Below are 18,170 nucleotides of genomic sequence, written 5' to 3'. Positions count from 1 at the left end.
GGGCAAGTTGTTGTGTAAAAGCACAATAACATAAGGGTGACCCTGCCCCCGATTATCAAAGTTAAAACCCGAAAGTTGGGTTATTCATTGGCAATCGCCACGGCCAGAGCAGGACCTTTGCCCTGGCCGAAGTTACTGAACTATTCTTAGAAAATTGATATCAGCATTCGTGTTGCCACCACAAGCAAGAGGATGGCAAATACCCGTTTGAGTTTAGGAACGGGCAGGCTGTGGGCCAGGCGGACACCCAGAGGTGCTGTGAGTACGCTTGCAGATAAAATACCGGCAAGGGCTGGAAGATAGATATAGCCAATGGAATAGGCTGGAAGCCCGACTTCGTGTATGCCGTTGTAGATGTATCCCAGGGTTCCGGCGATGGCAATGGGAAAACCAATGGCTGCCGAAGTACCGATGGCCTCATGGACCGGTATGTTGCACCACATCATAAAAGGCACGGACAGGGTTCCCCCGCCGATCCCCACAAGGCTTGATACCCCGCCAATGATATTGCCCACGCCGAACATGCCTGCCTTGCCAGGGATGTGCCTTGATGGTTTGGGTTTCTTGCTGGTGATCATCTGTATGGCCACATAATAGAGAAACACCACAAACATTCCCCTTAGAAACGATCCTGAAAGTCTTGCTGCAACGCAGGAACCAAGAAAGGTGCCCGTCAGAATGCCGGGTGTGATCTGCCGGACCACCGGCCAGTGGACCGCCCCCCGCCGGTGGTGGGCCATGAAACTTGAGACCGATGTAAAAATAATGGTGGCCATGGATGTGCCAAGGGCAAGATGCATGATAAATTGTTCCGGGATCTGCTGCCAGGTGAGGCTTGCTACCAGCATGGGAACAATTATGAGACCACCGCCTATGCCAAGAAGCCCGGACAGAATCCCGGCACAGGTACCGAGAATGAGGTAGACAACAATAACACTCAACATAACAACTCCTTATCTTTATCTGTTCTAATGGCCTTTTCTCTGAAATGTCCACCCAGGCATCGCCAGTGGAGACGTTTCAACTTTTATTGTGGCCAGGGCAGAGACCTTGCTCCGGCAGGCCGATTAGTAAAAAAATGGAGTTAACTTTTATCATGATTGATGAAATATTGGTAGTATCAATAATTGATTCTGTTCTCACTGTCAGAACAGGAGAAAAATTGTTTACAATTTTGTAATGAATCATAAAATAATGGAAAAAAAATCTTAATTACTTGATCTTGGGTCGATTAAAATGCTATCCAAAGAAGTCATTTGCACTGATGTTAATCTGAATTGGAAAATTAATCCCCATGATGACTGCTCAAAATATTGCTGACTTTAAAATGGATACGTCCAGGGAGATTATTACCATCGATTCCCACACTGCTGGCGAATCCACCCGTCTCATTGTCGGTGGTGTGGGCCCGGTTGCCGGCAACACCCTGTTTGAGAAACTTGTGACATTCAAGCGAGAGTTGGACCCTGTTCGCTGTCTTCTCACCCAGGAACCCAGGGGTGGAAGCGGTGTGCTTGCAGCCCTGGTCACTGAAGGGGTAACCCCGGGGGCTGATTTCGGACTGATCTACATGGATGCAAAACGCTATCCCTACCTTTGCGGTCACGGTACCATCGGCGCCGTTGTTACCCTGGTGAAAACAGGGGCCATCAAGGTCGCAGAAGGGGAAAATCCTATCATCATTGACACCCCTGCTGGCCCCATGACAGCCACGGCAATTGTAAACGGTCAACGCCTTGTATCCGTTGCCATCTCCATGGTGCCGGCCTTTGTTCACAGCACTGGAAATATCGTTGATGTACCGGGCTTTGGATCGCTTTCGGTTGATCTTGTCTATGCCGGCGGGTTCTTTGCCATGGTTTCATCCAGGGATACTGGCATTTCCCTTGGGGTTGAAAACGGTAAACGTCTGGTTGATCTGGGGATGAAGATCATTGATGCCGCAAACGATCAGCTCAGGGTCTTCCACCCTGAACGACCCGACGTCACCACCGTGGATGTTGCCGAGTTCTATGACCCAGACATGCACGAAACCATGGAGGGGCGCAATATCGTTGTCTATGGCGAGTCCCACATGGACAGATCTCCCTGTGGCACAGGTACCACGGCAAAGCTTGCCCTGCTGCACCACCATGGACGAATAAAGCCCCACCAGACACTGACCAACTACAGTCCCCTGAACACCTCATTTGAGGCTGAAATCATCGACCTTAAAAAAGTGGGCTCCTTTGACGCCGTTGGTGTTCAAATAAGGGGGAATGCACACATAACCGGGGTTCACCGTTTTTTCCTTGATCCGGATGACCCTTTTCAACAAGGATTTATGCTCTGATGACCACGTTCGTTGTCCCTGATCTTATTTTCATTAATGCAAATGTCAGAACCCAGGACCCTGACCAACCCGTTGCCCAGGCCGTTGCCGTAAAGGGCCGGAGAATTGTTGCGGTGGGAAACACCCAAACCGTAAAGGCCATGGCCGCTGACCATACAGAAATCATCGACCTTGGCGGACGCCTCATGCTGCCCGGGTTCACAGATGCCCATTTCCACTATTTTGACTGGGCCCTGAACAACGATAGTATTGATCTTTCCACGGCCGCCTCGTTTGGGGAGATGGCCGAGATGGTCCGTCAAAAGGCTGTTGCAGCAGGTCCCGGGGCGTGGGTGACCGGTAATGGATTCAACGAAACCGACTGGCCGGAAAACAAGATCCCCGACCGGGACGATCTTGACCGCCAGGCGCCGGATAATCCCGTATGTATCTGGCGGTGTGATCTTCACTTGGCCGTTGCCAACTCCAAGGCCCTTGCCCTTGCCGGAATTGATGACAAAACCCTGGATCCCCCCATGGGAGTGATTGCCCGGGACAAAAATGGTCGGGTCACCGGGGTACTCCGGGAGCTTGCCCCGAATTTAATTAAAAATGTCATTCCTGAACCCGATGAAAAAAGCCTGCTTGACATCATGGAACAGGGGTTTGGGTTTCTTCATTCCCTCGGTATTACCGGTATCCACGACATCAGACTCATGGGCGGTCTTGACGGACCTGCGTCATTAAGGGCCTGGCAGCGCCTCAGGGAGGAAAACCGCCTCAACATCCGGTGCCATGTGTCCCTGCCCGGTGAGATGACCAATGAGGCCATTGCACTTGGGCTGCGAACGGGCATGGGGGATGATCTTTTACGCATCGGCCATCTCAAGTTTTTTGCCGACGGTGGAATGGGTGCCCGGACTGCATGGATGAACGATGCCTATCTTGATGCTGAATGCGGCATGCCCCTTACCCCGGTTGAGGAGCTGGATGACAAGATTCAACGGGCAGACAAAGCAGGTCTTAGCGTCATGGTTCATGCCATCGGCACCCGTGCTAACCGGGAGATCGTGGCCATATTCAAGCGCATCCACGACCTGGAACAATCGGCCGTACGGGTTCCCCACAGAATAGAACATTTGCAGATGGTTGAGCCGGAAGATATGGACCTGCTTGCCACCCTGGGTAACGTGATTGTCTCCTGTCAGCCAAACAACCTGAGTCTTGACATCTCCATGATTGAGCAGTCCGTGGGGGAAAGAAGTGGTTTCACCTACCCCCTCAAGCGAGTTCTTGATAAAAAAATCCCCCTGATTCTCAGCTCAGATGCACCGGTGTGCAACCCAAAACCGGTCTGCGGTATTTTTTCAGCCGTGAACCGTACCCGCATGAACCGGACGCCTGTGGGCGGTTGGCACATGGAGCACGCCTTGACTGTTGACGAGGCCGTAAGGGGGTATACCATTACCCCTGCTGTTGCCGCATGTCAGGATGACAGCCTTGGGAGCGTTACGGTGGGAAAATTTGCCGATCTCATCGTTCTTGATCAGAATCTCTATGGGATGGACCCCCTTGATATTGCCGATGTCAAGGTTGATATGACCGTTTTTAACGGCAAAATCGTCCATAATCGAGGGAAGAGTAAAAATTAATCGGTACCACATCAAAGGAGTTCGGATAGAAATATTATGAACAATAAAAACTGGAAACCCTGGGCCCTTCTTTCGCCATCCCTTTCGGCAGTTTTTCTCCTTCTGGTGGTTCCTGTCTGTTTTGTGGTGGTGTATAGTTTCTGGTTAAGGGCACCCAACGGCAGTGATATCCCAGCATTTCAGATGGGAAATTACGCCAAATTTTTTGCAGATACCTTTTATCCATCGTTGCTGCTACGTACCATCAGGGTTGCCCTTGAGACGGTGTTTATCTGCCTTGCCATGGGGTATGTGCCGGCCTATTTCTTCTACAGGACAGAATCCCGTTTTAAGCCGGTGCTCATGATTCTCATCATGTTGCCCTTCTGGATCAGTTTTATCATAAGAACCCTGAGCTGGATAAATATTCTTGGGGATTCAGGGTTGATCAACCATCTATTGATGAAGGTGGGAATTATTTCATCGCCCCTGTCCATGCTCTACAACGAGGGAGCCGTGCTCATGGGGCTTCTCCAGTATCTGCTTCCGTTCATGATTCTCAATATCTATGTGAGCCTTGACGGGATCGACAAGAGTCTCACCGAGGCTGCCACAAGCCTTGGCTGTACTGAATGGCAGGCCTTCAGGGAGGTGACCCTTCCCTTAAGTCTTCCCGGGGTGTCTGCCGGATGCCTGCTGGTCTTTGTGCTCACCTGCGGCACCTATCTGCCCCCCATGATTCTTGGCGGGCCGGGAAATGAGATGATCGCAAACCTGATTTTCAAGCGCATTATCGGCACCTTGGACTGGCCCTTTGGATCGGCCATATCCACCATTCTTCTCGGTCTTCTCGGGGTGATTGTCTATACCTACAACCGTTATCTTGGCATCAACCAGATATTTAAAAGCCTGAGGTGATTTGCATGAAAATTTTTTCAGGATGGTCCCTGATCCGGGGCTATACGCTGCTTGTTTATTTATGGATGTTTACCCCCATTGTGGCCGTGGTACTTTTGTCGTTCAACCCCCAGCAGTTTGGATCCTTTCCCATGGACGGCTTCAGCCTCAAATGGTATGGAAAGCTGCTCCACAACCCCACCATTTTAACGGCCTTTAAAAATTCCCTGGTGCTGGGTTCACTTACGGCCGTTTTTGCCACAGCCATTGGTATCCCTGCAGCCATGGCCTTTGTACGGTACGATTTCTGGGGCAAGGAGGGCCTCAACACCCTGTTGCTTGCGCCTATCATGATTCCCGAGGTGGTCCTGGGGGTTGCGCTCCTGCTCTTTATCCGGTGGCTTGAGCAGCCCAAGAGTTTTCTGCTGCTGCTCATCGGCCATGTGGTGCTCACCCTTCCCTATGTGCTGCTGGTGGTCCAGGCAAGGCTTGTGGGCATACGAAGAGAGTACGAGGAGGCAGCCCTTTCCCTGGGTGCAAATCCATTCCAGACCTTTATGGAGATAACCTTTCCATTGCTTGCTCCGGCGGTTTTTGCCGGTATGCTATTTGCCTTTACCATCTCGTTTGACGATGTAACGGCGACACTCTTCTGGGCAACGGCTAGAAACCAGACCGTTCCTGTTCAGATTTTCGGGATGCTGAGAAATTCCATCAGTCCTGAAATTAATGCCCTGGGGGCTGTGATGATTGTTCTCACGGTTTCCCTGCCCCTTGCCGCCGGCTATCTTTCCCGGAAATTTGCCAGGGGCAATTAATCTGTTATGAACTTTGGGGGCGGATATCTCTTCCTCCCCGGCTTGGATCTGAAAGGTCCATTATCAACACCCCAACTAACAAGGAGGTTCTTTTCATGGAAAAAAGGTTAAAGCAAGATCTTGATACGGTTCGTCAGGCATTTGACGAGAAAAAAATTTCACGAAGGGAGTTTGTCAAGTACCTGGGCATGGCAGGCGCTGCAGCAGGGCTTGTTGGCGGCCCCTTTGGTGCGATCAGGAACGCCTTTGCCTCAAAATCCATCACCTTTCACGGCTGGGGCGGAACCGTGGCCGAGGCCTTTGTCAAGTATGCCTTTACTCCCTACACCAAGGCCACGGGCGTGACAGTGGTCAATGCCGCCTTTACAGGCATGGACGCCTTTTTAACCCAGGTTAAGGCCTCTATTCCCCCGGGAGGAGAGTTCAACCTTGCCCATTTGAGTGCCGTATATGATTATGCCCGGTACACGGAGCTGGGATTCGGCGTAGCCCTTGACGAGGCCAAAATTCCAAATCTTGCCAATGTCATGCCCAAAATGGTTAATACCCTCAAGGACATTTCCAATGGCACCCTTTCTGCTGTGCCCTATGATATCGGCCAGACCGGCATTGCCTACAATACGGAAAAAATCTCAAAGGCCGATGCTGAAAAATTAGGAACCAAGCTGTTATGGGACAAGAATCTCAAGGGGAAGATTTCCAGCTGGGGTGCTGATTTCAGGACAAACATGTGGTATGCAGCCCTTTATACCGGTCAGGATCCCAACAATATTACCGATGTCAATGCCGTTTGGGACGCCCTGAGAGAGCAGAGAAAGCTTATTAAAAAGTACTGGGAGTCAGGGGCAGAGCTGATGAGCCTTCTGGCCAATGGTGACATCCATGCCACCACGGCCTATTCCGGACGGGTTGCCACCCTCCAGAAACAGGGACATCCCATTGCCTACATGGCGGTTCCCAATACCTATTCCTGGATGGAGTATATCTACGTGCTCAAGGGGACTGACCTTAATGTGGCCCAGGATTTGCTTAACTTCATGCTGGATCCTGAGTGTTCCATCGCCGTTGCCGAGGCCCAGGGCTATCCATCAAGCCTTGATCCGACCAAGGTTCCCATGCCCGAGGCCGTTCAAAAACTGCCGGCCTATGATCCCACGGGAAAGCTGGACGGCTTTTTGTTTGCCAAGCCTGCCTATTGGAACAGCCACCAGGTCGAGTGGTCTGAAAAATGGGACAGGGTTAGAGCAGGGGCCTGATCCGAGATTAAATTAGAAACAGGGCCCGTATGTACTTGGGATAAATTTTAAATTGTTCCCAAGTACCGGGGGAAATTTTTCCCCCGCGGGTTCTGAAGTTCAACCCTTAGCCTGCAATTTTTTGGAGAAAGATGTCGAAAAAAGAGAAAGATCCCGCATTTGTGAAGTTCAAGGGAATTGTGAAGCGTTTTGGAAAAGTGACTGCTGTTCAAACCATGGATCTTGATATCCCAGAGGGGTCCCTTGTGACCTTGCTTGGCCCGTCCGGTTGCGGCAAGACAACCCTTTTAAGGATGCTTGCAGGCCTTGAGAGTCCCACCGAAGGCGATATCATTATCAAGGGAAAACGGGTCAATGATACACCCATCCACAAACGAAATCTTGGCATGATTTTCCAGAACTATGCCCTCTTTCCCCACAAGACCATTTTTGACAATGTCGCCTTTGGGCTTAAATACAGAGGATTTCCAAAGGATGAGATGAGAACGAAGGTCATCAAGGCCTTGGAGATGGTGCGGCTTCCCGGGGTGGAAAACCGGATGCCCTCCCAGCTTTCAGGCGGTCAGCAGCAACGTATCGCCCTTGCAAGGGCCATCGTCATTGAGCCGGATGTGCTGCTCATGGACGAACCGCTGTCCGCCCTTGACGAGAATTTAAGGGAAGAGATGCGACGGGAGATCGACAATCTTCAACAGGTCCTGGGGGTGACCACCTTGTTTGTCACCCACGACCAGAGGGAAGCCTTATCCATGTCCGACAAGATCATTGTGATGAAGGACGGGAAAAAGCAGCAGGAGGGTACCCCCATTGAGGTGTACAATAATTCGGTCAACCATTTTGTGGCCGACTTTCTGGGCCATTCCAATTTTTTATCCGCCGTTGTTGAGTCCAATGAGGATGAGATGGTAAAGGTCAGGCTCGAGGACAAGACAAGCTTTTTGGCCAGGTCTTCGGAACCCTTCCTTGCCGGTGACAAGGTGGACATCGTGGTCCGTGCCCAGAAGTTTCTCCTAGGGCATCGGTCTGACTATAATGGTGAAGAGAACATGAACCTTCTCTTTGGTCGCATCAGTGATCGAAGCTACATGGGCGGAGAGGTGAGTTACTATGTGGAGCTTCCCAACGGCCAGGTCATCCATGTGATCAACCTTGTGAAACGAAACCCCTTTAAACAGGGTGATGAGGTTCATATTTCGGTTAACCCGGAAAACTGCCGCCTTTTAAGGGCCAGGCCCAAAGCATAGGTTCGGGTGTTGAGCTGGAGATATTGATTCGGCCGGAGCAGATACCCTGCTCCGGCCATGTTGTTTAGTCGATTTTTACCAGGGGAACCGTTGTCACCGGAATCCCATTGTCATTGCAGCAAACGGTTTCAGGCCAGGTGAATTCGGGGTCCATGGCCTTGAAGTAGTCCAGGGAGTAGGGCAGAAGCTCTATCTTCACTGTTTCCCTGTCCGTGGTAAATCGTGTGGAAATACCAAAATCCACCTCACCGATGTCTGTCCTTATAATATAACCCGGGATTTCCCGTCCGGAGCCTTCCCGTCTGACCCGGGTGGCAATATCAAAAATATCGTCGACTTTAACCTTGTTTTCGCCGTTCATCCGGTTTTGGATCTCCAGACCTGCCAAATAAACGTGGTGGAACTGCATGCCGAATCCACGGCTTGTGTATGCAATTTTCTGAATCTCATCTTCATTGTCATTGACCCCTGTGATCAGGGCAACATTAAAGTAGGTGGTGATTCCTCGTCGGTAAAGGGCCTGGGTTATTTGTTGCTGTCGTGGGGTGAGTTCGTCCGCACACACCACCCAGGTTTCAATTTCTACCCTCAACGGATTGGCAACGGAAAGGCAGTTGAGCCTTCCAAGGGTTTCCACAAGTCCAGAGGTGTAGGTGTCTGGATGATGAACAAAGTCAAGGGATCTTATCCTGAGGCTGTTCACATGCTGGACTTCTTTCAAGGTTGTGGCAAGTTGTCGTATCCGGGCGGCGGACTGGACTGGATCCTTGGTTTTTGAGACAAGCACCACATCAAAGATATCCCGCTGGCTTTTGATGTAGTCGATGTCAGCATCGGTGAAGTTAACGTCAAGCTCCACCCTTGTTTTATGAACCCGGGCAAGGGTGGTTGAATTTACGCGAACGATGGAAGAGCCAAGGCCAGAATGCTCAAGGAGCAGGGCTTTTGAAAGATTGTATCTTTCCATGTCAAACACCCTGTCTGTTCCAGATTTGATCCGGGCAGGGCGGGATCCCATGAACAGAGATTCATCCCCGATTTTGGCCATGTATCTTACATCAATGGTCCCCTCGTCGTTCCTGCGGATCACTTCAAGATCGTTTGCAACCGGGGCAAACCGGTTGAAATAATCCGGAGTGTAGGGGGTTCTAAGCCAGATGAAGTCGGGATTTTCCTTGTCCTGTTCAACGGCCCAGCCGCTGGTGTTCCAGTCCATTTTGCCAATGGGGGTTGCCGTGCATATTCTGGGAATGCTCCGGTCTGAGGCATGGGCCCGGAGGTAACGACCCGCCTGAATTCCCTTGGAAAGCGGAGACCAGTATACGCTGTTGCCGTGGATGGGGCTGCATGGGATGTAAATATAGTGGATCTCTGCACCTGCGCCCCTCAATGCCTGGAACAGGGTCACAAGTTCTGGTCCATTGTCGTTGCATCCTTCAAGAAACGGTGTCTGGACATAGACGCCAATGCCGCCCGCCACAAGATCGGAGATGATGGAAAGACTCTGGACCGATACCTCATCTGGATGGATAAAATGGGTGGCCACCTCAATGCGCTTGCCCTTCTGCATCAGTTCCAGGTTTTTCGCTTTCAGGTAGTTGAGCCATCGGCTGTTATCCTTTAAAAAAAGCTGGGGGTAGTAGGCAATAGATCTGGTGGCAAGCCTGAGGGTCTCAACATGGTCTATCTCTTTTAACTCCTGGATGGCCCGTTCCATGTTGTTGCGGTTGATAAAGGGATCCCCGCCGGTGATGACGATCTCCTTGATGGCAGGTGAATTCTTGACATGGGCCACAGCTTTTGAAACATCGTCAACCCCGGGATTCTTTTCGTTTCTTGAGTCCTTGTGCTTTCTGAAACAGAATCGGCAGTAAACCGGGCAGGTCATGTTGAGCAGAAAAATGACCCGATTCTGGTACATCTGTTCGAGCAGCCCCTGGTGGAACTGGCCGATCCAGGTGTTTGTGTGTCCCACGGAGTTGAGTTCCTCCTTAAAGGGTAGGTACTGGCAGGCAACGCTCTTTGAAACCCGCATCTGGCGAACCGTATGCATGGAGAACCGCACAGGGTAGGTCTCAATGACCTGATTGATATCAGCTGTGTCCTCTGGGGGAATGACCTGGTTGGCAAGACGTTCGACCTGAGTTTTATCTTTGACTGTAATGAGCTGTTCGCCTGGAATGATTTTTTCAAGAACAGGCAGAAGAACAATGGCAGGCAGTACAACGCCATTGATGGAGACAGGATTGTCAACGGTTGAGTCGGCCTTTTCAAGCTGTAGGAGCAAGGTTTCGATGAAATCCCGGCTTTTGCCCTTAAATCCGGCAGCATAAAGCAGGTTATTATAGCAAGAAAGTTCTGGTCCCTTGGATACAAGATCAAAAAAAGATCTGCCCAGAAGGTTCTCGGCTGTGAAGTTTTCCAGAAAGTCGATGATGGCCGTTTCGATTTCAACAAAAGAAATCTCTCGTGTTTCACCTGAATTGCTGAAGGTTACACCACAGCACCGGTCAAGTTGTTCCATTCGCGTTGCTCCTTGTCTTAGCTATTAGTTTGATTCTATTGACTAATGGCTCTATACTATTCATCTGCTTAAATCAATACTAAATTGCAGCATTAAAAACCGGATAGAACCGGCTTGGCCAGAGCATGATATCTGCCTTGATTACAACGAAATTTGAAGCTTTTTCTTATGGTGAAGCTTTGGTTGGAATTTTATCTATAAAGGTGTGTAATCTTCGGTTGATCAGGGTGACTTCTGTCGATTATTCGTAGGTCATTCCTTGCTCGGCTGGTCTAAACCATAGATGCTTTGGAGGTGACCCATGCAACAAAAAATCCGCAGTTTTGTTATCGTGTTGGGTGTTTTTATGTTTGTTCCCGGCTGCTTTTTTCAGCCCACTCCTGTTCGCCTTGACCAATCAAAAGTCAATTCAACCTTTGACCATGGTTTGGATCTGCCCTTTGCCCAATATCTGCAACGAACAAGACAGATGGTTGAAAAGACCCGGCAGGACCTTAACGGACCGGACAGGGAAAAGATCGTTGCTGCCAATACGCCGTTTGAGCTCGTTCCTGATCCGGTTCTCTTCCCAAAAGAACCGGACGGAAAGTATGCCAGGGGTGTTCTGCTGATCCATGGGTTGTCTGATTCTCCCTACCACATGCAACCCATTGGTGAACACCTCAGGAACAGTGGTTTTCTGGTCCGGGCTATCCTGCTGCCAGGACATGGTACCGTGCCAGGCGATTTGACCCGTGTCACATTTGAAGCCTGGGTCAAGGCGGTTGACTATGGTGTAGAACGGATGAAGCCCCTGGTGGATCAGATCTTCATCGCAGGCTTTTCCACGGGAGGTTCCCTTGCCGTTTACCACACCCTTGTCCATCAAGACGTTCATGGGTTGCTGCTTTTTTCGCCGGCCTTAAAGGTCAAGAGTTCCATGGCTTGGATGGCGCCCTGGCTCATTTATTTTAGACCCTGGATTGACATTGAACAGGATGAGGATTTTGCAAAGTACGAAAGTTTTGCCACCAATGGTGCGGCGCAGATCTACCGATTGACCCGGGCCATTGACAGGCAGGTGAAAAGGGGTGATGCCGGGTGCAGGATTCCGGTGTTTGCGGCTTTAAGCTATGATGATAATACGGTTGATGCAGGAGCGTTCATTGACTTTTTCAACACCACCATGACCCATCCCCAAAGCAGGGTTATCCTTTATAGCGGCCACCCCCTGGCAGGGTTTGCTGCTAATCCCAGGGTTACCCAGGTCAACAGCCATTTAAATAGCGAGGATGGGACATTGATTGTTGATTTTGCCCACACTTCGATTCCCTTGCCTCCAGAGGATACCCACTATGGGCAAAACGGGACCTACAAAAATTGCCTTCATTACAAGCCCGGATCAACCCAGCGGGATCGCTGTCTGGGGGCCGAAAGTCGGGTAAAGGGAGAAACGAGTGATGACAATCTTAAAAAATATGACATCCTCCAGCGGCTTACCTACAATCCCCTGTACGAGGAAATGCTGATTCAGATGGATAGATTCCTTGATCAGGAATAGGTCAAGATGGTTAATGACAAGAAAAAAAGGGGCAAATCAATCCTTTTGGATCTTTTTTTAAATGGATGGAATGTTGTGATTAAGCCTTGCAACGGTTTTTGTGCTGTTTTTTGTGAAAAGCCTTAAATTGACTCAATTGAAATGGTATTTCAGTTAAATTAGACTGTTGGATAGCTTTACCTGGCCCTTAGAGCCCGGGAAGTTATAAAAAAATGGGGATGATTAAAAAAAACCTTTGACAAGAAGTTCAAACCCATGTAGAACCGCTGAGTCTTTGTGAGACGCGAACGTTTTTCACAACGCTTCTTACAAAGACTTTTTTGTGTTCAGGATCTGGAATACAGTTCCTGGAAGTTGATCTTTGAAAACTGGTTAGTGACAAAAGAGACGAAGCGTGTCTTTTGAGTGCTGTGAAAGCACACAAAAGATATTCAAAGAATTTAACTGGAGAGTTTGATTCTGGCTCAGAATGAACGCTGGCGGCGTGCTTAACACATGCAAGTCGAACGAGAAAGGGATTGCTTGCAATCCTGAGTAGAGTGGCGCACGGGTGAGTAACACGTGGATAATCTACCTTTGAATCCGGGATAACTGTTCGAAAGAATCGCTAATACCGGATGAAGTCAGTCTTTCCTTGGAAGGATTGATGAAAGACAGCCTCTTCTTGAAAGCTGTTGTTTGAAGATGAGTCCGCGCACCATTAGTTAGTTGGTGGGGTAACGGCCTACCAAGACATTGATGGTTAGCTGGTCTGAGAGGATGATCAGCCACACTGGAACTGACACACGGTCCAGACTCCTACGGGAGGCAGCAGTGAGGAATTTTGCGCAATGGGGGCAACCCTGACGCAGCAACGCCGCGTGAGTGAAGAAGGCCTTTGGGTCGTAAAACTCTGTCAATGGGGAAGAAGTTACTTCATATTAATAGTATGTCGTATTGACGGTACCCATGAAGGAAGCACCGGCTAACTCCGTGCCAGCAGCCGCGGTAATACGGGGGGTGCAAGCGTTATTCGGAATTATTGGGCGTAAAGGGCACGCAGGCGGTCTTGCCAGTCAGATGTGAAAGCCCGGGGCTCAACCCTGGAAGTGCATTTGAAACTACAAGACTTGAGTACGGTAGAGGAAAGGGGAATTCCTGGTGTAGAGGTGAAATTCGTAGATATCAGGAGGAACACCGGTGGCGAAGGCGCCTTTCTGGACCGAAACTGACGCTGAGGTGCGAAGGCGTGGGTAGCGAACAGGATTAGATACCCTGGTAGTCCACGCAGTAAACGTTGTATACTAGGTGTAGCGGGTATTGACCCCTGCTGTGCCGGAGCTAACGCATTAAGTATACCGCCTGGGAAGTACGGTCGCAAGACTAAAACTCAAAGAAATTGACGGGGGCCCGCACAAGCGGTGGAGCATGTGGTTTAATTCGACGCAACGCGCAGAACCTTACCCAGACTTGACATCCTGAGAATCTGTTAGAGATATTAGAGTGCCTTCGGGAACTCAGAGACAGGTGCTGCATGGCTGTCGTCAGCTCGTGTCGTGAGATGTTCGGTTAAGTCCGGCAACGAGCGCAACCCCTATCTTCAGTTGCCAGCACATCATGGTGGGAACTCTGAAGAGACTGCCCCGGTTAACGGGGAGGAAGGTGGGGATGACGTCAAGTCCTCATGGCCCTTATGTCTGGGGCTACACACGTGCTACAATGGTATGTACAACGGGCAGCGAACCTGCGAAGGTGAGCGAATCCCTGAAAGCATATCCCAGTCCGGATTGGAGTCTGCAACTCGACTCCATGAAGTTGGAATCGCTAGTAATCGTGGATCAGCATGCCACGGTGAATACGTTCCCGGGCCTTGTACACACCGCCCGTCACACCATGAGAGTTGATTGTACCCGACGTCATTGGGCCAACCCTTCGGGGGGGCAGGTGCCTAAGGTATGGTTGATAATTAGGGTGAAGTCGTAACAAGGTAGCCGTTGGGGAACCAGCGGCTGGATCACCTCCTTTCTAAGGAAAGAAATACAATACAGAAGATACGTTTTATCTCGTCACTAACCGGTTTTGAGGGATCAATTTAATTGATTCTTATGTTCTTTGACAATCTGTTGAAAGTTAAAATGAAACAACATGACCCAGAGGAATGGTCGCGTTCGGATAATATCTGGACAAGGGATTCCAATGGTGTTGTATCGTATAACAAACAGGAATAGAAGCTTTTGTAATTTTTTTTTACAGGGGTGAAATTTTCTGTGACGTTGTATCTGTATATTTGCATTAAAGCGTTTAAACTTAATTTGTGGTTTTATAGTGGCTAAGCTATAAAGGGCAAACGGTGGATGCCTTGGTGCCGGGAGGCGATGAAAGACGTGGAAAGCTGCGATAAGCTTCGGGGAGTTGCTTAACAAACTTTGATCCGGAGATTTCTGAATGGGGAAACCTGTCATGGTAAATACTGTGACATGTTCAGGTGAATACATAGCCTGATCAGGCCAACGGGGAGAACTGAAACATCTTAGTACCCCCAGGAAGAGAAAGTAAAAACGATTTTCCTAGTAGCGGCGAGCGAACGGGAAACAGCCCAAACCTGCCATGTGTGATAGCCCGAAGGCGTTGCATGTCAGGGGTCGTGGGATCTGAATTGTACCTGTTTCGGAAGGTGCGGAGAGTTACAAAGGTGATGTGTAGTCGAACGGACTGGAAAGTCCGGCCATAGCAGGTGACAGCCCTGTAGACGAAATGTATCGCTCTCTCTTTTCAGACACCCAAGTACTGCGGAACACGAGAAATTCTGTGGGAATTTGTGAGGACCATCTCATAAGGCTAAATACTACCCGGCAACCGATAGTGAACCAGTACCGTGAGGGAAAGGTGAAAAGTACCCCTGTGAGGGGAGTGAAATAGTACCTGAAACCGTTTGCCTACAAGCAGTGGGGGCTATGGCATTAGCCATAGTGACCGCGTGCCTTTTGCATAATGAGTCAGCGAGTTACTTAATGTAGCAAGGTTAAGCCGTGAGGTGTAGCCGCAGGGAAACCGAGTCTTAACAGGGCGCCAAGTTGCATTGAGTAGACCCGAAACCAGGTGATCTAGCCATGGCCAGGTTGAAGCGCGAGTAAAATCGCGTGGAGGACCGAACCCATATAGGTTAAAAACTATTGGGATGAGCTGTGGTTAGGGGTGAAAGGCCAAACAAACCTGGAAATAGCTGGTTCTCTCCGAAATATATTTAGGTATAGCCTCACATGTTTCTCATCGGGGGTAGAGCACTGGATGGGCTAGGGGTCTCACCAGATTACCAAACCTAACCAAACTCCGAATACCGATGATGTAAAGTGTGGGAGTCAGCCCGCGGGAGCTAAGTTCCGCGGACGAGAGGGAAACAACCCAGACCGCCAGCTAAGGTCCCCAAGTCTATGTTAAGTGGGGAAGGATGTGGAAATGCCCAGACAATCAGGAGGTTGGCTTAGAAGCAGCCATCCTTTAAAGAAAGCGTAATAGCTCACTGATCGAGTGGTTCTGCGCCGAAAATGTAACGGGGCTCAAACATAGCACCGAAGCTGCGGATAGAAATTTATTTCTATGGTAGGAGAGCGTTGTGTAAGTATTGAAGCGTGACTGTAAGGTCATGTGGAGTTTACACAAGAGACCATGCTGACATGAGTAGCGATAAAGGGGGTGAGAAACCCCCTCGCCGATAGCCCAAGGATTCCTGAGTAAAGCTAATCTTCTCAGGGTTAGTCGATCCCTAAGCCGAGGCCGAAAGGCGTAGGCGATGGAAAACAGGTTAATATTCCTGTACCACCGAGTTATCGTTTGAGAGAAGGGGGGACGCAGGAGGGCAAGTCATCCGTCTGCTGGAATAGGCGGTTCAAGCTGGTAGGCTTAAGGAGCAGGCAAATCCGTTCCTTTTTAAGGCCGAGAAGCGATGAGGAGGGATCTGATCCCATAAACTGACTGCACCCATGCTGCCAAGAAAAGCCTCTATCGAGATAACAGGTGATCGTACCAAAACCGACACAGGTAGGCAGGGAGAGTATCCCGAGGCGCTTGAGAGAACCCTGGTTAAGGAACTCGGCAAAATGATACCGTAACTTCGGGATAAGGTATGCCCCCCCGTGTTAGAAGACTTGCTCTTCAAAGCGTGGGAGGGTCGCAGAGAAACGGCGGTAGCGACTGTTTACTAAAAACATAGGACTCTGCAAAGTCGTAAGACGAGGTATAGGGTCTGACGCCTGCCCGGTGCCGGAAGGTTAAGGGGATTTGTTAGCGCAAGCGAAGCTTTGAACCGAAGCCCCGGTAAACGGCGGCCGTAACTATAACGGTCCTAAGGTAGCGAAATTCCTTGTCGGGTAAGTTCCGACCTGCACGAATGGCGTAACGACTTCCGCACTGTCTCAACCAGGGACTCAGCGAAATTGGAATGGCGGTGAAGATACCGTCTACCCGCGAAAAGACGGAAAGACCCCGGCACCTTTACTACAGCTTGACATTGGATTTTGGTACATGATGTGCAGGATAGGTGGGAGACTTTGAAGCGGGCACGCAAGTGTCAGTGGAGTTACCCTTGAAATACCACCCTTCATGTACTATGGTTCTAACGTGGGTCCCTTACCGGGATTACGGACAGTGTCTGGCGGGTAGTTTGACTGGGGCGGTCGCCTCCCAAAGAGTAACGGAGGCGCGCGAAGGTTCCCTCAGGCTGATTGGAAACCAGCTTAAGAGTGTAAAGGCATAAGGGAGCTTGACTGCGAGAGAGACATTTCGAGCAGGTAGGAAACTAGGTCTTAGTGATCCGGCGGTTCTGTATGGAAGGGCCGTCGCTCAACGGATAAAAGGTACGCCGGGGATAACAGGCTTATCGCCCCCAAGAGTTCACATCGACGGGGCGGTTTGGCACCTCGATGTCGGCTCATCACATCCTGGGGCTGGAGCAGGTCCCAAGGGTTTGGCTGTTCGCCAATTAAAGTGGTACGTGAGCTGGGTTTAAAACGTCGTGAGACAGTTTGGTCCCTATCTTTCGTGGGCGTAGGATATTTGAGGAGATCTGTTCCTAGTACGAGAGGACCGGAATGGACGAACCAATGGTGTTCCTGTTGTCGTGCCAACGGCATTGCAGGGTAGCTAAGTTCGGAACGGATAACCGCTGAAAGCATCTAAGCGGGAAGCCAACTTCAAGATTAGATATCCCATCACATAAAGTGACTAAAGACCCCTTGAAGACTACAAGGTTGATAGGCCGGGTGTGTAAGCACAGTAATGTGTTCAGCTAACCGGTACTAACAGGTCGTGAGGCTTAGCCACTAACTACAAACCCTTTTAGGTTTGAACGCTTTAATGCGGATATACAGAAAATACTTTCAACAGATTATAGATTGCCAAGTTTAATCCGGTGGCAATGGCAGAGGTGCCACACCCGTTCCCATCTCGAACACGGAAGTTAAGACCTCTAGCGCCGATGGTACTGCAGGGGAGGCCCTGTGGGAGAGTAGGACGCCGCCGGGTTATTTTTATATAAGTCCTGATCATCATTTATGATGGTCAGGACTTTTTTTGTTTTGTGGTCAAATTGTATGTGTGGAGGGGGGCATCTATGGTCACCTGGCCACCCCGGAATCAAAGTGCCATTAAAATATTGAGTTCCGTTCAGATTGAGCGCCTGGTTCGGCAAATTTTGCCGTTTGATTTATTGACAAATAGGCTTTTAACCCTCCTTCCTCATTTAGTTATTGTTAATGTTTTCAATGATTATTACCATCGAGACATCGCTACGGCCTGACCCTGATAAGTACGGTTTACAATCCTCTTCAGATCAATAAGATTTTTTGACAATGTACAGACCTTCATCTTCCCAACGATTGACTTCTTTCTTTAAAAAAACTGGTACAGGCTTTTTTGATGCCGATGGTTGTGTGATTTATTTGCTGTGATCAATAAGAAGATATTTGCGAGGAC

General features: G+C 49.8%; 9 protein-coding genes and 3 rRNA genes. 10 read left to right on the top strand and 2 right to left on the bottom strand.

Going from position 1 to position 18,170, the window contains the following annotated elements; genetic code table 11:
- Positions 1-146: 146 nt before the first annotated feature.
- Entirely contained in the window at positions 147-944 is a 798-nt protein-coding gene (locus tag HRM2_RS17275) for a sulfite exporter TauE/SafE family protein (protein ID WP_015905320.1), read from the bottom strand.
- Between the two features lie 350 nt (positions 945-1,294).
- Between HRM2_RS17275 and HRM2_RS17270 the strand changes: the two genes are divergently transcribed.
- The 6 genes from HRM2_RS17270 to HRM2_RS17245 all read left to right on the top strand — a co-directional run bounded on the left by HRM2_RS17270 (position 1,295) and on the right by HRM2_RS17245 (position 8,157).
- On the top strand, positions 1,295-2,332 hold the full coding sequence (locus tag HRM2_RS17270) for a proline racemase family protein (protein ID WP_015905319.1): 1,038 nt from the start codon (positions 1,295-1,297) through the stop codon (positions 2,330-2,332).
- Positions 2,332-3,963 carry an amidohydrolase gene (locus tag HRM2_RS17265; protein WP_015905318.1) on the top strand — a complete coding sequence of 544 codons (1,632 nt, stop codon included), beginning with the start codon at positions 2,332-2,334 and terminating at the stop codon, positions 3,961-3,963. The genes HRM2_RS17270 and HRM2_RS17265 overlap by 1 nt, the downstream gene beginning before the upstream one ends.
- A 36-nt stretch (positions 3,964-3,999) precedes the next feature.
- Entirely contained in the window at positions 4,000-4,860 is an 861-nt protein-coding gene (locus HRM2_RS17260; RefSeq protein ID WP_015905317.1) for an ABC transporter permease, read from the top strand.
- Positions 4,861-4,865: 5 nt separating this feature from the next.
- The gene (locus HRM2_RS17255) at positions 4,866-5,657 is read left to right on the top strand and encodes an ABC transporter permease (RefSeq protein WP_015905316.1); all 792 of its coding nucleotides are present in this window, start codon (positions 4,866-4,868) and stop codon (positions 5,655-5,657) included.
- Positions 5,658-5,752: 95 nt separating this feature from the next.
- Positions 5,753-6,913 (top strand): ABC transporter substrate-binding protein, encoded by a 1,161-nt coding sequence (locus tag HRM2_RS17250; protein ID WP_015905315.1) that lies wholly within the window; start codon positions 5,753-5,755, stop codon positions 6,911-6,913.
- A gap of 131 nt (positions 6,914-7,044) precedes the next feature.
- Positions 7,045-8,157, top strand: a complete 1,113-nt coding sequence (locus HRM2_RS17245; protein ID WP_015905314.1) for an ABC transporter ATP-binding protein — start codon at positions 7,045-7,047, stop codon at positions 8,155-8,157.
- Positions 8,158-8,221: 64 nt separating this feature from the next.
- Here the strand turns inward: HRM2_RS17245 and HRM2_RS17240 are convergent, their stop codons facing one another.
- Positions 8,222-10,681 carry a radical SAM protein gene (locus tag HRM2_RS17240; protein ID WP_015905313.1) on the bottom strand — a complete coding sequence of 820 codons (2,460 nt, stop codon included), beginning with the start codon at positions 10,679-10,681 and terminating at the stop codon, positions 8,222-8,224.
- 301 nt (positions 10,682-10,982) lie between these two features.
- Here HRM2_RS17240 and HRM2_RS17235 point away from each other — a divergent pair, with 301 nt between their 5' ends.
- From HRM2_RS17235 to rrf, 4 genes are all read left to right on the top strand, one after another.
- Positions 10,983-12,221, top strand: a complete 1,239-nt coding sequence (locus HRM2_RS17235; protein WP_041273344.1) for an alpha/beta hydrolase — start codon at positions 10,983-10,985, stop codon at positions 12,219-12,221.
- Between the two features lie 441 nt (positions 12,222-12,662).
- A 16S ribosomal RNA gene (locus HRM2_RS17230) occupies positions 12,663-14,225 on the top strand.
- Between the two features lie 302 nt (positions 14,226-14,527).
- Positions 14,528-17,519 (top strand): 23S ribosomal RNA (locus tag HRM2_RS17220).
- 84 nt (positions 17,520-17,603) lie between these two features.
- Positions 17,604-17,720 (top strand): 5S ribosomal RNA (rrf, locus tag HRM2_RS17215).
- The 16S, 23S and 5S rRNA genes sit together here, the layout of an rRNA operon.
- Positions 17,721-18,170 lie beyond the last annotated feature (450 nt).

The organism is Desulforapulum autotrophicum HRM2 (assembly GCF_000020365.1).
Taxonomy (GTDB): domain Bacteria; phylum Desulfobacterota; class Desulfobacteria; order Desulfobacterales; family Desulfobacteraceae; genus Desulforapulum; species Desulforapulum autotrophicum.
This window is presented reverse-complemented; position numbering and strand designations above follow the sequence as displayed.

What these genes read in the sequence shown, in the direction of transcription:
- HRM2_RS17275 (WP_015905320.1), bottom strand. Translation starts at nt 944, where the DNA reads ATGTTGAGTGTTATTGTTGTCTACCTCATTCTCGGTACCTGTGCCGGG.
- HRM2_RS17270 (WP_015905319.1), top strand. Translation starts at nt 1,295, where the DNA reads ATGATGACTGCTCAAAATATTGCTGACTTTAAAATGGATACGTCCAGG.
- HRM2_RS17265 (WP_015905318.1), top strand. Translation starts at nt 2,332, where the DNA reads ATGACCACGTTCGTTGTCCCTGATCTTATTTTCATTAATGCAAATGTC.
- HRM2_RS17260 (WP_015905317.1), top strand. Translation starts at nt 4,000, where the DNA reads ATGAACAATAAAAACTGGAAACCCTGGGCCCTTCTTTCGCCATCCCTT.
- HRM2_RS17255 (WP_015905316.1), top strand. Translation starts at nt 4,866, where the DNA reads ATGAAAATTTTTTCAGGATGGTCCCTGATCCGGGGCTATACGCTGCTT.
- HRM2_RS17250 (WP_015905315.1), top strand. Translation starts at nt 5,753, where the DNA reads ATGGAAAAAAGGTTAAAGCAAGATCTTGATACGGTTCGTCAGGCATTT.
- HRM2_RS17245 (WP_015905314.1), top strand. Translation starts at nt 7,045, where the DNA reads ATGTCGAAAAAAGAGAAAGATCCCGCATTTGTGAAGTTCAAGGGAATT.
- HRM2_RS17240 (WP_015905313.1), bottom strand. Translation starts at nt 10,681, where the DNA reads ATGGAACAACTTGACCGGTGCTGTGGTGTAACCTTCAGCAATTCAGGT.
- HRM2_RS17235 (WP_041273344.1), top strand. Translation starts at nt 10,983, where the DNA reads ATGCAACAAAAAATCCGCAGTTTTGTTATCGTGTTGGGTGTTTTTATG.